The following is a 14,681-nucleotide window of genomic DNA, read 5'->3' as shown; positions in this document are numbered from 1 at the left end:
GTACGCGCGATGGTCGCCCGATGGTAATGCAGGATCGCGGCGGCGCAAAGCAGGCCGGCGCGCGGCGTTGCGGGGGCGCGGGAGCGCGGGCGATCGACGTGGGGCGTTGCGTCGGGCATGACGCTTTCGCGCCATTTCGCGTTTCGCCCGCGCCGTCACGCACCCGATCGGTGTCGCGTCACGCGTTCGGCTGCGTGTCGGCGTTTCCGCTGGCGCATCGCCTTCGACGTCCGGATAGACGCTCGTACCGTCGTCCCGGATCACCGCGCCGGCAGTAGGACGCGTGGGCTCCACGCGGTTCTTGCCCATGATGTGCAGCACCGTTTCGCCGCGCGCGATCAGGTAGTCGGACACGATGCGCCGATGACAGCGCCACGACATGGCTTCCGAACGCATGATCGTGCAAAGCTGCCGGTGCCCTTGCGCGATCAGCTGTCGAGGCCCGCTCGAAACTCGGGCGACAGCGCGTAATCGGCGTAGCGATGGAAACTGCGGTTCGTCCAGAAGTCGTTGACGTCGTCGGGCACGCCGAGCGACTTGCCTCGCAGGCCGCCGAGTGCGGCGATGTGCTCGTAGGCGATGGCGGCCGCGGCCAGCTCGCCGGGAAGCGTTGCTTCGTTGAACTGCGGATTCGTGCGCGAACGCGTCATCTTCCGGATATCGGCGAGCAGCGCGATGTCGGACGCGTCGAGCATCTCGATGAACGCGTCGAGCGTGCGGTTCGAATGGCCGATCGTGTAGAACGGGAGCGCCACGAATCGTCCTTGCCGGCAACGCGTTCGAGCACGTGCCCGCGGTGCGCGGCGATGTGGTCGGTGCGGTCGCTCCTGATCTCGTATTGCGGATCGTCGGGCGATGCGTGTTCGCGATGACCCTTGTAGTCGAAATCCTGCGTGTGGATCGCGATGGTCGTGCCGGTCACGTAACCGGCTTCGGAATTCCAGCGGACGTGGTCGCCCGGCTTGAATGGCGTCGTCATGCGGGGAGCCTCGTTGCATCGGTGCGGTGTCGTCGGTCGTTGCCGTACGCGTTATCGGCGCTCGCCGGGCATGGAAAAAGATACGGGCGGCGGGGGCGTGCCGGGCTGCGGACGCAAGCGTCGTGCCGGCGCCCTGCGAGCCTTCATTTTCCCAACGACGACGATCCCATCCTCCCGCTTGCCTCCGTGAAATTGACGTGCTAATTTTTCATGAAATTGGACGACTGAAATTTCACGGGAGCCCTCATGTTCGTGCAGTCCGACCGTCACGTCGCAAGCTACTACGCCGGCAGCTACCCGGCGCCGATCCCGCGGCGTCCCGAACTGGACGAACGCATCGACGCCGACGTGCTGGTCGTCGGCGCGGGCTTCAGCGGGCTGCACACGGCGTTGCGCCTGGCGCTCGCGGGCAAGCGCGTGGTGGTGCTCGAAGCGAGCCGCGTCGCGTGGGCCGCATCGGGCCGCAATGGCGGACAGGCGCTGCTCGGCTGGTCGTGCGACATGCAGCCGCTCGAGGATTCGCTCGGCCGCGACGGCGCGCGCATGCTGTGGGACAGCATGCGCTGGGCCGCGGCCGAAGTGCGCGAACTGCCCGCGCGGCACGGCTTCGACATCGACTATCGGCCCGGCAGCCTGTGGGCCGCGGTGCGGCCGCGTCGCGTTGCGTTGCTCGCACAGGCCCGCGACGAAGCCGCGCAGCGCTGGGGCTACGACCGGCTGCGCGTGATCGGGCAGGACGAGATGCCCGAATGGATCGGCAGCGCGCGCTATCTCGCCGCGCTCTACGATCCCGAGGCCGGCCATCTGAATCCGCTGAAGCTCGCGCTCGGTCTTGCGCAGACGATCGAACGGGCCGGCGGCCGCATCTTCGAGCAAAGCCGCGTGCTCGACTGTCGCGAGACGGCCGGCGGTCACGTCGCACGCACCGCGCACGGCGAAGTGCGCGCGGACGTGCTGGTGCTCGCGTGCAACGCGTACGTCGACCGGCTCGATCCCGAGCTGTCGCGCCGGTTGCTGCCGGTCGGCACCTACCAGGTCGCGACCGCGCCGCTTTCGGCGGACGTCGCCCGCTCGCTGCTGCCGCAGAACAGCTGTGTGATCGACAACCAGTTCGTGCCCGACTACTTCCGCCTGAGCCCCGACAACCGTCTGCTGTTCGGCGGCGGCTGCACGTATCTCGGCGGGATTCCGGCCGACATCGCGGCCGCGACGCGCCCGCATCTAGAACGCGTGTTCCCGCAACTGGCCGGCGTGCCGCTCGACTACGTATGGGGCGGTCACATCGACATCAGCATGCGCCGCACGCCCGACATCGGCCGCCGCGGCCAGCGTTTATGGCTGCAGGGCTTCTCGGGGCACGGCGTGCTGCCGACGCTCGCGGGTGCGCGCGCGGTCGCCGATGCCGTGCTCGGCGACGATCACCTGCTCGCGCAGTACCAGCGCATCCGCAACCCGCGCTTTCCCGGCGGCGACCGCCTCGCCGCGCCGCTGGAAGCGATCGGCAAGGCCTGGTACCGTTTGCGCGATACCGTCTGACGTACCGGAACTCATCATGAACGAACAGGAAGAGATAGAAAGTCTGGCGATCCTGATCCGCGACCTGCGCAAGCATCGCAAGGTCACGCTCAACGATCTCGCGGAACGGATCGGCCGCTCGGTCGGCTTTCTGTCGCAGGTCGAGCGCGGGCTGTCGCGCCCGACGGTCGCGGATCTCACCGCGATCGGCGAGGCGCTCGGCGTGCCGACCACGTATTTCTACAGCCTGAGCAAGCCGCGCAGCGTGCCGTGGGTCACGCGGCCCGACGAGCGGCGCACCGTGTATTACGCGGCCGGCATCACGGACATCCTCGTGTCGCCGAACATGCGCTCGCGCTTCTCGATCCTCGAGAGCCATCTCGCGCCCGGCGCGAGCAGCGGGGAGCGCTCCGTCGACGACAGCGACGAGCAGGGCGGCTTCGTGCTCGAAGGCGAGCTGACGATCTGGATCGACGGCGACGACACGCCCGTCACGCTCGGCCCGAACGACGCATTCCAGCTTCCCGCGCACAAGCGGTTTCGTTACGCGAACCTGGGCGACGCGCCGGCGCGCGTGATCTGGGTGTTCACCTGAGTTCGCCGGCGGGCGGTCCCACGGATCGTCGCGCCGTGCCGCTGGTTTGCAGTACTGATCGACATCGGGCATGGGGCGTGCCGCATGCCGATGAGTCCGGTTCGCCGCGCCGCGGCACCGTCATACAAGACATGGAAAGGATGAGACATGGCAGACGTCGTTCCCGTGCTGGTCGATGAAGTCCGCGCATTCCGGCAGGCGCATCCCGAGATCCGTTATGTCGACCTGATCTGTCTCGACCTGCCGGGCCATTTCTACGGCAAGCGTTATCCGATCGATGCGCTCGAGAAGGTCGCGTCGGGCTCGCTGCTGAAGCTGCCGCAGAACTGCGTGCTGCTCGGCACGCAGGGCGGCCTCTACAAGATCGGCGATTACTGCTTCAACGACGGCGACCCCGACGCGCCGCGCCGCCTGATTCCCGGCACGCTGAAGCCGGTGCGCTGGGAGCGGCAGCCGCTCGCGCAGATGCTGATCAGCTCCGACGGCACGGACGCGCCGATCGAGTTCGAGCCGCGCGAGGTGCTGGCGCGCGTGCTGCGGCGGTTCGCGGCGCGCGGCATCCGGCCGGTCGTCGCGTTCGAGCTCGAATTCTACCTGTTCGCCGCGCAACTCGCGGACGGGCTGCCGCAGTATCCGCGCGACCGCTTGAGCGACGACCGCGACGACCAGCCGAACATGCACATCGAACGCCTGTCGCGGTTTTCCGATGTGCTGCACGAGATGGTCGAGGCCGCGCGCGAGCAGGGCGTCGACGCGACGGTGATCACGGCCGAGCTCGGGCCCGGCCAGTTCGAGATCAACTTCGGCCATACCGACGACGCACTGCGCGCGGCCGACTGGTCGGCGCTGTTCTGCCGCAGCACGCGCGGCGTCGCGCTGCAGCACGGCTATCGTGCGAGCTTCATGGGCAAGCCGTACCTGCATGCGCCGGGCAGCGGGATGCACGTGCACGTGAGCCTGTATGACGACGCGGGCCGCAACCTGCTCGCCGCGGACGCGCAGCGGCCGCTGCGGCATGCGGTGGCCGGCTGCCTCGCGCTGCTGCCGCACTGCATGCCGGTATTCGCGCCGAACCACAATGCGTTCCGCCGCTACGGCTCGATGGTGAATGCGGCGAGCCGTGCAAGCTGGGGCTTCGAGGATCGCGACGCGTGCATCCGGATTCCGGAATCGGATGCGCGCAATCTGCGCATCGAGCATCGGCTCGCGAGTGCGGACGCGAATCCGTACCTGGTGCTCGCGGCGATCCTGTCCGGGATGGAGCATGGGCTCGACGCACGGATCGAGCCGATCGCGCCGCTCAACGACGATCGCGGCAGCGGGATCGATTTCCCGAAGGAGATGCTGTCGGCCGTCGCGGCGATGCAGGATCACGCGGCCGTGCGCGACGGGCTCGGCAGTGAATTCGTGATGGTGTATTGCGAGAACAAGCGGCAGGAGGAACTGGATTTTCGCAACGAGATCGGGGCGCGCGAGTATCGGTGGTTTCTTTGACGTGCTGCGCCGACCGGCGCGGACTATGGAAGTGCGCGCCAGTAGCGCACTTCGTCGATCGACGTCCCGTCGATGTCGAACGTCTTGATGTCGCTTTCGGCGACGAAGCCTTCACGTTCGTAGAACGCTCGCGCGCGGCGGTTCTCGACGATTGCCCAGAGCGACACCCATGCATGCCCCCCGTCGTGCAGCGACCGGCAAGCATGCCGGACCAGCGCCGTGCCGATTCCTTTGCCGCAATGCAGCGGATGCAGATAGATCGCGTGGATTTCACCCCACGCGCGATCCTTGTCGGCGTCGCGCGTCGTGCCGTACGCGACCCAGCCCGTCACGCCGTCTGCGTCGAATGCGACCGTGACGCGCGCTTCGCCTGCCGCGAGCGCGTGGTGCCAGAAGTCGGTACGTTGTTCGACCGACAAACCTGCAAGGAACGACGCCGGCATGATGCCGTCGTAGGTTGCCCGCCACGATGCGACGTGGATCGCGGCGATGGCTGCGGCATCGGCCGGCGTGGCTGCGCGGATGGCGATCGTGGTCGTGTTCGATGGCATGCGTGCGTGGTTTGACCGGTTGCGGGATACAACGATGAAGCAGCCCCGTTCAACACCGTGAATCGGGCGTGCATGCAGGTGCGGTGTCGCGCCGCACCTGCACCGTCCTTACTCGCCGAGCTTCGCCGTCACGCACCCCGTGCTCGAGCATTCGCGCTCGCGTTCGCGCAGGAACGACAGGCGCGATTGCGTGAAGTCGATCGCGCATTGCAGGTTCACGAGATAGCCGTCGTCGCGCGTTTCGCTGCAGCGGTCGTCGCGCCGCTTCATCCACGCGAGCTGGCCGGTCTTCAGCTTCGCCTGCTGGTCGCCGCTCAGTTGCTTGCGCACGCGGCCGTACTCGTCGTTCAGTTCGCGGTCGACCTGCGAGAACTCGTTGCTGCTGCAGTACACCTGGTCGAACGCACTGCGCGGTTTGCCGCAGCCGGCCGCCTGCGCGGAGAACGGCACGGCAAGCGCGAGCAGCGTGCAGGATACGAGCAGATTCTTCTTCATCATTGTGGTGCTCCTCACTGGGTGAAAACCGTTGAAACCGACCGGCGGCGCCTTTACCTGGCCGCCGTACATGCGTCGATCCCGCCCGCGATCGCGGTGGCAAGGCGCTGGATCGTCTCGCGCTGCGCGAGTCGCTTTTCCTCGTCGGGATTGACGATCACGCCCGCCTCGACCAGTACGGCCGGGATAGGCGCGGTACGCAGCACGACGAGATCGTCGAAGCGGTGGATGCCGAGTTGCGGATCGATCAGCGGGCGGTTCTCGCCCTTGATCGGCTGCGCGTGATACAGCGACGGCCGTTCGCCGGCCGCGACCAGGCGCTCGGCGATCGCTTTCGCGCAACGCAGGCTTTCCGCGTAGTGCGGATTGCGCTCGGACACGAACACGGCGAAACCGCGGAATTCGCGCTGCCGGCCCGCGTCGATGAACTGCTGCTGCATCGAATCGTGATGGATCGACACGAACAGATTTGCGTCCGACGCCTGCGTCGAGCGCTGGTCGAGCGCGATCTCGCGGCCGTCGGCCGACGTGCGCAGCACGCGATCGCCGTGCGCGGCGAGTGTCTCCGCGACGGCGGTGGACAGGTCGAGGTTGTACCGGTATTCGACGCGGCCGCTTGCGCCGGTGGCACCCGGGTGGGCCGGCGTATGGCCGGTGTCGACGACGACGTAGCGGCCGGAGGCCGGCTGTGCGTCCGGACCTGCCGCATCGGCCGCATGCAGCGCCAGCGGCACGCCGAGCAGCGGGACGCATGCGAGCAGGCGCGCGGCGGCGCGCACGAACGGACGAAGGCGTCGAAGGGTTCGGTTTGTCATTGTTGTTGTCGAGGAGGGCATGCGGCGCGTCGCCTGGCGCGCACCGTCGGCCTGCTCAATGCAGTCGGAATGTCGCGCGATTATAGCGGTTGCCGGCGGCGCCGCAATGACGGAATGCGCGGCGTCTCGCGCGCCGGAAACCGGCGCTCAGGCGAGCACGCGTCGGGCCGCGAGCATGCCCCAGTACGATGCTTCCTCGAACAGCGACAGCCCGGACAGGTCCGCATGCGCGAACACGACGGGGCCGTCGGCCTCGCGCAGCGCGAGCAGCCCCGGCCGGCTCAGGAAGCCGACGTCGGGCGTCGCCATCGCGTGGCCGCGCACGGTGATCTCGAGCGCCGTCGCGTGCTTCCACAGTTCGCGTCCGTAGACGGCCTGCAGGTCGATCGCCGCCTGTTCGCGCAAGGCATCGGGCTTCGCCTGGGCAAGCCAGCGGCGCGTGTCGTCCGGCGTTTGCGTACTCAACGCCTGATAGGCGGAGAACACGGAGCGGGTCGGCGGCGACATCCGGATCAGCTGGTGCGTCGACACGACATAGCCGAGCCCCGCGCCGTCGTAGACGACGTTGTCCCACGCGAGCGGCACGCCGGCTGCCTCGGCCGGCATCCCGTCGAGCAGGAAATTGGACACGAGCCACGGCGCGCGCGGCGGCAGGTCGCGCGTGGGATCGAAACCGTACGCGCGCAACTGCGGAAACACGCGAGCCGCGACGAACAGCGGCATGGCGCTGACGACGCGCCGCGCCTTCAGCATGAACGTCGACAGCATGCCGTCGTCGTCGATGCGCGCACACAGCACGTCGACGCCGCCCGCGCGCTCGGTCGCGCGAACGGCGAAGCCGCGCCGCGACCACGTGTTCGAGCCGGTGCGCGCGGTGATCGAGTCGCTCAGCTTCGTCACCATCGTATGCAGCCCGTCGGGCCAGGTCAGCACGGCGCCGTCGCCCGCATCGCTCGCGTGGCCGCCGCGCGACGAGAAATAGTGCAGGCCGGCCCACGCGGACACGTGCTCGCAACCCGCACCGTAGTCGTCGCGGCAGCAGTAGTTCAGGTACCAGTGCAGCGCGGTCGCGGTGTAGCCCTCGTCGAGCAGCCACTGCCTGAACGAGCGCCGGTCGAGCGCGCGCCAGAGCGGGTCGCGCGACGATTCCGCGAGCGGGATGCAGAACACCTTGCGGCCGTCCGCGCCGCGCGCGGAGCGCAGGCTGTCGGTGTAGGCGAAGAAGCGCGTTTGCTGCGCGAGCGCATCGGCGTCGAGGCCGGCCGTCGGCACGATGCCGTCCTGCCACTGGCCGCCGATGAACAGCCGTTCGTCGGGTGCGTGCACGAGCGCGCGTTCGTCGTACGCGGGTTGCGCGGAGAACGGCGCCGCTTCGATCACGCCGAGATCGGCGAGCATGTCGCGCAGATGTGCGGATTCGAGCGACGGCAGCGGCAGGTAGTGCGCGCCCTTCGGATAGCCGAGTTCGCCGAAGCGGCCGCCGGCCGCATTGCCGCCGAATTCGGGACCGGCGAGCACGACGAAGCGTGTGTGCCCCGCGCGCGCGAGCTGCCACGCGCACGACAACCCGGCCGCGCCCGAGCCGAGGACCGCGACGTCGGTCTCGATCGTGCCGGACGGCGGCGGCAGCGCCGCGTGGTCGCGCAGCGCATGGCCTTCGCGCATGCCGGGGTAGCCGACGCGCGGCGTCGTCTCGATCCAGCCGGTGCGGCCGCACGCGGCGAGCGACGCCGCCGCGGACGCGACGAGGAACGTGCGGCGATCCATCAGCGCAGCACGTGCTTCCAGTCGTCGTCGAAGCGGCGCACGAGCGGCTGGTCGTTGAGTTCGTTCGGCGACATCGGCAGCGCCGGCATGTCGGCCGGGAAGTGGAACATCTCGGCGGCCGTCTGCGCGTCGAGCCAGCGCGTCGGCACCGAATAGCGTGTCGGCACGGTGAAGTCGCGACGCTTGCCGGCGATCACGAACCCCCAGTCGCCAAACGACGGCACGTAGCAGTGGTACGGCCAGGTGTTGAGCCCGGCTTCGTGCAGCGTCGCGATGATCGTCCAGTACGCGTGCGGCGCGAAGTACGGCGACGTCGACTGGATCACCGCATAGCCGTTCTCGGACAGGTGGCGCGCGAGCAGCCGGAACACCGGCACCGAATACAGCCGGCCGAGCCCGAAGTTGGTCGGATCGGGGAAGTCGACGACGATCGCGTCGTACACGTCGGCGTTCGATTCGAGCCAGCGCACCGCATCGTCGTTGATCACCTGCACGCGCGGGTCCTTCAGCGAACCCTGGTTCAGCTTCACGAGCGGCGCCGAAGTCGAGAACAGCTTCGTCATCGCGGGATCGAGATCGACGAGCGTGATCCGTTCGAGATTGCGGTGCTTGAGCAGTTCGCGCACCGCGAGGCCGTCGCCGCCGCCGAGCACGAGCACGCGCTTCGCCCACGGCAGCGCCTCGATCGTCGGATGGATCAGCGCCTCGTGATAGCGATGCTCGTCGCGCGACGAGAACTGCAGGTTGCCGTTCAGGTACAGCCGCATGTCGTCGTGCCACTGCGTGAGCACGATGCGCTGGTACGGCGTCGTTTCCGAATAGATGGTCTCGTCGCCGTACACGCCGTGCTCGGCCCAGTGCGTGATGCGGTCCGACAGCGCGAAGCCGGCGACGAGCAGCCCGATCACGAGCGACGCGCGCATCAGCTTGCCGCGCACGTTGCGGATCTCGGCGCGGAACAGGTGCGTGGTCCACAGCGCGACGAACGCGTTCAGCAGCCCGAACAGGAAGCTCGTGCGCAACAGGCCGAGACGCGGCGCGAGCACGAGCGGGAAGATCAGCGACACGGCGAGCGAGCCGAGATAGTCGAAGGTCAGCACTTCGCTGACGGTATGGCGGAACGCCTGGCGGCGCTGCTGGAACGCGCGCATCACGAGCGGGATCTCCATCCCGATCAGCAGGCCGAGCGCGAGCACGAGCGCATAGAGCGCCGCGCGGAACGGCGCGGCGAGCCACGCGAACACCGCGAACAGCAGCGCTGCCGACACGCCGCCGAGCAGGCCGACGAGCAGCTCGATGTCGACGAAGCGGTCGAGCACGTCGTCGTCCTCGACGAACTTCGCGAGCCACGAGCCGATCCCCATCGCGAACAGGTAGCAGCCGATCACCGACGAGAACTGCAGGATCGAATCGCCGAGCAGGTAGCTCGACAGCGCGCTGCTGATCAGTTCGTAGCCGAGCCCGCACGACGCGAGCACGAGGATCGACAGGACGAGCGCGCGCTTATGCAGCATGGCGCGTCCGTTGTGCAGTGCTCGTCAATGTGGATATACTGGCGCGGATTTTCGTGGGGTGGCCCGCCATGGGCCAGCCTGCGACGGGGCGGCGAACCGAGCACAAAATCCGAGGAAAAGAATGAATAGTGCCTATCTTTATGCGGTTCATTTGCTGTCGGCGTTCGTGCTGCTTTTCGTGTTCGCGGCAGTGTACCTGAAGGTCACCCCGTTCGACGAACTGGCCTTGATCCGCGACGGCAACGCGGCCGCGACGCTGTCGTTCGGCGGCGCGCTGGTCGGCTTCTGCCTGACGCTCGCGTCCAGCATCGCGCACAACTCGACGCTCGGCGAAGTCGTGCTGTGGGCCGTCGGCGCGATGGCCGTGCAGCTCGTCACCTACGCGGTGCTGACCCGCCTGATTCCCGGCATGAACCATGCGATCGAGGATCGCAACGTCGCGATGGGTGGCCTGATGGGCACCGCGTCGCTCGTCGTCGGCATCATCAATGCCGCCTGCCTGACCTGACACGCCACGCGTCCTGGGAGACCGACATGAGTCTGGGTTCGTTTATCCGCAAGCAGTTCATCGACGTCCTGCAATGGACGGAAGACACCGACGGCGTGCTGGCCTGGCGCTATCCGATGGAAGACCAGGAGATCCAGTACGGCGGCCAGCTGACCGTGCGCGAAACGCAGGTCGCGATCTTCGTCAACGAAGGCAAGGTCGCCGACGTGTTCCAGCCCGGGCTGTACAAGCTGGAAACGCGCACGCTGCCGGTGCTCACGTACCTGAAGAACTGGGACAAGTTCTTTCAGTCTCCTTTCAAATCCGATGTCTACTTCTTCAGCACGCGGCTGCAGCTCGGCCGGCGCTGGGGCACCGCGCAGCCGGTGACGATCCGCGATCGCGAATTCGGCTTCGTGCAGCTGCGCGCGTTCGGCATCTACTCGTACCGGATCGTCGATGCGGCCGCGTTCCACCGCGAGGTGAGCGGCACGCGCGCGCAGTACACGGTCGACGATCTCGAGCAGCAGCTGCGCAACCTGGTCGTCACCGCGATGAGCACGACGTTCGGTTCCGCCGACGTGCCGTTCGTCGACATGGCCGCGAACCAGACGCTGCTGTCGCAACGCGTCGCCGAGGCGCTGGTGCCGGTGTTCACGCGCTACGGCCTCGCGCTCGATGCATTCGCGGTCGAAAGCGTGTCGCTGCCGGCCGAGCTGCAGAAGGCGCTCGACCTGCGGATCGGCGCGGGGATGGCCGGCGATCTCGCCCGCGCGACGCAATACCAGACGGCGCAGGCGATTCCGCTGGCCGCGCAGAACCCGGGCGGCATCGCGGGTGTCGGCGCGGGGCTCGCGGCCGGCGCGGCGATCGGGCAGGCGATGGCCGGCCAGATCGCGGGCGCCGCGCAACCGGCGCCGGCCGCACCGCCCGCGCCCGTCGCGGCACCGGTTGCCGCCACGCAGCCGGCCGCACCGGCTGAAGGGACCGATTACGTGCAACGCCTCGAACAGCTGAAGGCGCTGCTCGACAAGGGCCTCGTCACCGAAGAGGACTATGCGCGCGCGAAGGCGGACATCCTCGCGAAGCTCACCCGGTAAGCGTCGCGCATGTTCAGTACTTCGTGCCCCCAGTGCGGCGCGCCGGTCGAGTTTCGCTCGGCGGCGGCGGTGATGGCCGTCTGCGCGTTCTGTCGCAGCACGCTGCTCAAGCGCGGCGCCGACGTCGAGCGCATCGGCGAGCTGGCCACGGTGCTCGACGACGCGTCGCCGATCCAGATCGGCACGGCCGGGCGCTACGGCAAGCGCACGTTCACGGTGCTCGGCCGCATCCAGATGACCTACGACGCCGGCACGTGGAGCGAGTGGTACGTCGTGTTCGACGACGGCGCGTTCGGCTGGCTGTCGGATGCGTCGGGCCAGTATGCGGTCACGGTGCGCGAGCCCGACGATGCGTCGGGCGGCGCGTGGCCCGCGTTCGGCACGCTCGAACCGGGCATGCGGATCGACCACGGCGGCCGCGCGTATCTCGTGTCCGACGTGCGTACCGCGCGCTGCACGGGCGGCGACGGCGAGTTGCCGTTCCGCATCGATGCGGGCTGGGAAGCGCGCGTCGTCGACCTGCGCACCGGCAATGCATTCGCGACTTACGACTATTCCGACGCCGACGCGAACGGCGGGAGCCCGGCCGTCTACAGCGGCGAAGCGATGGAATTCGACGCGCTCGCATTCACGGGGCTGCGCGATACCGACAACGACACGCGGGAGAAACGGGGCGCGCAGATGGTGCCGTTCGCGTGCCCGAGCTGCGGCGCGCCGCTGTCGTATGCACCGAACCTCGCCGACTACGTCGTGTGCGGCAGCTGCCACGCGGGCGTGCAGTGCACGGCCGAGCAGCAGACCGTGTTCGCCGCGCAGCGCAAGCTCGATGCGGTGAAGGGCGCGCTTGAGCTCGGTGCGACCGGCACGTTCGACGGCGTGAAGTACACGGTGATCGGCATGATGCGTTGCCGCGTGCCGGGCGACGACGAGACGTGGGACGAATACCTGCTGCTGAACCCGAAGCGCGGCTTCCTGTGGCTCGTGCAGAGCGAAGGGCGCTGGGAACGCGTGCAGGTACTCGACCACTGGCCGACGATCGGCGGCGAGTCCGACGTCACCGACGAGGGCAAGACCTATCGACTGCGCGAGACGTACGACTCGGAAGTCGTGTACGTGGTCGGCGCGTTCAACTGGCGCGTGCAGATCGGCGACCGCACGTCGATCGCCGACTACGGCTGGCAGAAGGACAAGCTCACGCGCGAGCGCAGCGCCGCGGAAATCGTCTGGTCGCGTGCGCGGCCGTTGTCGGCCGGCGCACTGGCCGAACGCTTCGCGACGCCGGCGCTCGCGACGGCAGCGGTTGCGTCCGCAACGGGTTCCGCCGGGACGTCGACGGGCCTGTTCGGCGCGAAGCAGCCGCATAGCTTCGCACCGCTGCCGATCGTGTTCAGCGCGATGCTCGTGATCTTCAACCTGGGTTCGCTGTTCTCGTTCAGCGGCCGCTCCGTCTACGTGCTGATCGGCCTGCTCGTGCTGTGGCTGCCGGAATGGCTGTGGAAGGGCTTCGCGTCCGACGGGGGCAACTCGTAATGCGTTACATCCTCTACGGACTTTACGGGCTGATCGTCGTCACGCTGTTCAGCTGCGCGTCGCTCGGCGGCAGCGGTTCGGGCGGCAGCGGGTGGGGTAGTTCGTCGGCGCGCAGCGGCTATTCGTCGTACGGGTCGCACAAATGACGGCGCGAGACGGTATCGCCGCACCGCGAGCGACGCTCGGCTCGCACGTGCTGGCCGATCTCGCCGGCATCGACGCGGCACTGCTGCGCGACGCCGCGCGGCTCGAGACGATACTCACCGACGCCGCGCAGCAGGCCGGCGCACGCGTGATCGGCGCGCATTTCCATCACTTCGGCGGTGAGCATGGGGTGACGGGTGTCGTGCTGCTCGCGGAGTCGCACATCACGATTCATACGTGGCCGGAGCACGGCTTCGCGGCCGTCGATGCGTTCATGTGCGGCGCCGCGCGCGCCGCCGAGGCGGTCGATGCGATCGCCGCCGCGCTCGGCACGCACGCGCAGGTCCGGCAGCAGGCGGCGCGCGGCGTCGCATGAGCGACCGGGGCGACAGCGGTGGTCGCGCATGCGACGACGCGCTGCACCGATTTCGCGAACCGCTTATGATCGTGCGGTACGACGTCCCCACGCAGAGGTCCCCATGCACATCGCCATCCTGACCTTCGACGGTTTCAACGAACTCGATTCGCTGATCGCGCTCGGGATTCTCAACCGGGTCAGGCAGCCGGGCTGGCGGGTGTCGATCGCGAGCCCGACCGGCCGCGTGCGCTCGATGAACGGCGTGACGATCGACGCGCAAGCGTCGCTGCAGGACGCCCGCGACGCGGACGCCGTGCTGGTGGGCAGCGGCGTGCGGACCCGCGACGTCGTCGCCGATGCCGCGTTGATGGCGCAATTGCAGTTCGACCCCGCGCGGCAGTTGCTCGGCGCGCAGTGCTCGGGCACGCTCGTGCTGGCGAAGCTGGGCTGGCTCGGCGATGTCCCCGCGTGTACCGACCTGACCACGAAGCCGTGGGTGCAGGAAGCCGGCGTGGCCGTGCTCGACCAGCCGTTCGTGGCCAGCGGGAACGTCGCGACCGCCGGCGGGTGCCTGTCGTCGCAGTATCTGGCCGCGTGGTTCATCGCGCGTCTGGCCGGCATCGAGGCCGCGCGCAGTGCGATTCACTATGTCGCGCCGGTGGGCGAGAAGGACGATTACGTCGCGCGCGCGATCGCGAACATTTCGCCGTTCCTCTGATGCGTGCGGCGTCGCGCGTCAGCGCGGCAGCGCTTCGGCTTCGGCCCAACGCTTGAACGAGTCGAGACGCCGGCGCGTGTGCACGAGATAGAACGCGCCGATCAGCGGTTCGAGCAGCCAGCGCAGCCAGTACGGCTGCGCACGGAAGTGATACGTGAACTTCACTTCGGTCGTGCCCGGTGTGTGCTCGGTGAAATTCCAGCTGCCGCTGAAGCGTTCGAGCACCTTCGGCCCGTCGACCATTTCGACGGCCGCGACCTGCGGCGGACGGTACGAGATGTAGCGCGACACCATCGTCGCGCCCGACTGGCTGCGGCAGAACGCATCGACGCCGACGTCGGCCGTCATCCCGTCGGGCAGATACGCGTCGGTAAGGAAGCTGTCCCACACGAGCCGCCGCGCGTAGTCCTGCGACCACGTGAAGAGGCGTCTGCGATCGACGCCGACGATCCGGCTGACTGAGATCCTCATGATGGGTAGCAAGCGCAACGCTGTAATCGGGATGAAATCGAGTGTAACCCGCCAAAGCCGCGCAATTCTTCAGACTTCGTCAAGTCGAGCGCGCGCTCGATTGACCTTCTCCGGGAATTCCCCTACGATCGATTCCATGCCTTCGGGA

Annotated in this window: 15 protein-coding genes and 2 pseudogenes; 9 read left to right on the top strand and 8 right to left on the bottom strand. The window is 68.2% G+C overall.

Annotated elements, in window-relative coordinates; all coding sequences use genetic code 11:
- Window positions 1-198 precede the first annotated feature (198 nt).
- Window positions 199-755 (bottom strand): annotated as a pseudogene (locus tag DID99_RS19870) (DUF488 family protein); the annotation flags it as partial.
- Window positions 755-979 (bottom strand): annotated as a pseudogene (locus DID99_RS19865) (DUF2945 domain-containing protein); the annotation flags it as partial. The pseudogenes DID99_RS19865 and DID99_RS19870, both read right to left, overlap by 1 nt.
- Window positions 980-1,225: 246 nt before the next feature.
- Here DID99_RS19865 and DID99_RS19860 point away from each other — a divergent pair.
- From DID99_RS19860 to DID99_RS19850, 3 genes are all read left to right on the top strand, one after another.
- Complete coding sequence (locus DID99_RS19860) at window positions 1,226-2,515, top strand: FAD-binding oxidoreductase (protein ID WP_124667362.1); 1,290 nt, start codon at window positions 1,226-1,228, stop codon at window positions 2,513-2,515.
- A gap of 16 nt (window positions 2,516-2,531) precedes the next feature.
- Window positions 2,532-3,089 (top strand): helix-turn-helix domain-containing protein, encoded by a 558-nt coding sequence (locus DID99_RS19855; protein WP_044847929.1) that lies wholly within the window; start codon window positions 2,532-2,534, stop codon window positions 3,087-3,089.
- Window positions 3,090-3,236: 147 nt separating this feature from the next.
- Window positions 3,237-4,583: a glutamine synthetase family protein gene (locus tag DID99_RS19850; RefSeq protein ID WP_044847930.1), complete on the top strand. Its 1,347-nt coding sequence runs from the start codon at window positions 3,237-3,239 to the stop codon at window positions 4,581-4,583.
- A 23-nt stretch (window positions 4,584-4,606) separates the two neighbouring features.
- Here DID99_RS19850 and DID99_RS19845 read toward each other — a convergent pair whose 3' ends face one another.
- From DID99_RS19845 to DID99_RS19825, 5 genes are all read right to left on the bottom strand, one after another.
- Entirely contained in the window at window positions 4,607-5,134 is a 528-nt protein-coding gene (locus tag DID99_RS19845) for a GNAT family N-acetyltransferase (protein ID WP_124667361.1), read from the bottom strand.
- A gap of 108 nt (window positions 5,135-5,242) precedes the next feature.
- A complete protein-coding gene (locus DID99_RS19840; RefSeq protein WP_124522419.1) occupies window positions 5,243-5,632 on the bottom strand; it encodes a lysozyme inhibitor LprI family protein in 390 nt (129 codons plus the stop codon).
- A 50-nt stretch (window positions 5,633-5,682) separates the two neighbouring features.
- A complete protein-coding gene (locus DID99_RS19835) occupies window positions 5,683-6,444 on the bottom strand; it encodes an N-acetylmuramoyl-L-alanine amidase (protein ID WP_124667360.1) in 762 nt (253 codons plus the stop codon).
- A gap of 147 nt (window positions 6,445-6,591) precedes the next feature.
- On the bottom strand, window positions 6,592-8,211 hold the full coding sequence (locus DID99_RS19830) for an NAD(P)/FAD-dependent oxidoreductase (protein ID WP_124667359.1): 1,620 nt from the start codon (window positions 8,209-8,211) through the stop codon (window positions 6,592-6,594).
- Window positions 8,211-9,725 carry a polyamine aminopropyltransferase gene (locus DID99_RS19825; RefSeq protein WP_124667358.1) on the bottom strand — a complete coding sequence of 505 codons (1,515 nt, stop codon included), beginning with the start codon at window positions 9,723-9,725 and terminating at the stop codon, window positions 8,211-8,213. The genes DID99_RS19830 and DID99_RS19825 overlap by 1 nt, the downstream gene beginning before the upstream one ends.
- Before the next feature lie 121 nt (window positions 9,726-9,846).
- On the opposite strand from DID99_RS19825, the gene DID99_RS19820 reads away from it, so the two are divergent.
- The 6 genes from DID99_RS19820 (at window position 9,847) to DID99_RS19800 (ending at window position 14,062) form a co-directional block, all read left to right on the top strand.
- The gene (locus DID99_RS19820) at window positions 9,847-10,233 is read left to right on the top strand and encodes a DUF350 domain-containing protein (protein ID WP_014898735.1); all 387 of its coding nucleotides are present in this window, start codon (window positions 9,847-9,849) and stop codon (window positions 10,231-10,233) included.
- 26 nt (window positions 10,234-10,259) lie between these two features.
- Complete coding sequence (locus tag DID99_RS19815; protein WP_124667357.1) at window positions 10,260-11,312, top strand: SPFH domain-containing protein; 1,053 nt, start codon at window positions 10,260-10,262, stop codon at window positions 11,310-11,312.
- Between the two features lie 9 nt (window positions 11,313-11,321).
- Window positions 11,322-12,842 carry a DUF4178 domain-containing protein gene (locus tag DID99_RS19810; RefSeq protein ID WP_124667356.1) on the top strand — a complete coding sequence of 507 codons (1,521 nt, stop codon included), beginning with the start codon at window positions 11,322-11,324 and terminating at the stop codon, window positions 12,840-12,842.
- Window positions 12,842-12,988 (top strand): hypothetical protein, encoded by a 147-nt coding sequence (locus DID99_RS37335; RefSeq protein ID WP_170296473.1) that lies wholly within the window; start codon window positions 12,842-12,844, stop codon window positions 12,986-12,988. The genes DID99_RS19810 and DID99_RS37335 overlap by 1 nt, the downstream gene beginning before the upstream one ends.
- Entirely contained in the window at window positions 12,985-13,362 is a 378-nt protein-coding gene (speD, locus tag DID99_RS19805; protein ID WP_124667355.1) for an adenosylmethionine decarboxylase, read from the top strand. Before DID99_RS37335 ends, speD begins: the two co-directional genes overlap by 4 nt.
- A gap of 103 nt (window positions 13,363-13,465) precedes the next feature.
- A complete protein-coding gene (locus tag DID99_RS19800; protein WP_124667354.1) occupies window positions 13,466-14,062 on the top strand; it encodes a DJ-1/PfpI family protein in 597 nt (198 codons plus the stop codon).
- A gap of 18 nt (window positions 14,063-14,080) precedes the next feature.
- Here the strand turns inward: DID99_RS19800 and DID99_RS19795 are convergent, their stop codons facing one another.
- The gene (locus DID99_RS19795; protein WP_124667353.1) at window positions 14,081-14,533 is read right to left on the bottom strand and encodes a type II toxin-antitoxin system RatA family toxin; all 453 of its coding nucleotides are present in this window, start codon (window positions 14,531-14,533) and stop codon (window positions 14,081-14,083) included.
- Window positions 14,534-14,681 lie beyond the last annotated feature (148 nt).

Origin of the sequence: Burkholderia sp. Bp8986, assembly GCF_003854225.1 — a bacterium.
In the GTDB taxonomy this organism is placed as follows: domain Bacteria; phylum Pseudomonadota; class Gammaproteobacteria; order Burkholderiales; family Burkholderiaceae; genus Burkholderia.
This window is presented reverse-complemented; position numbering and strand designations above follow the sequence as displayed.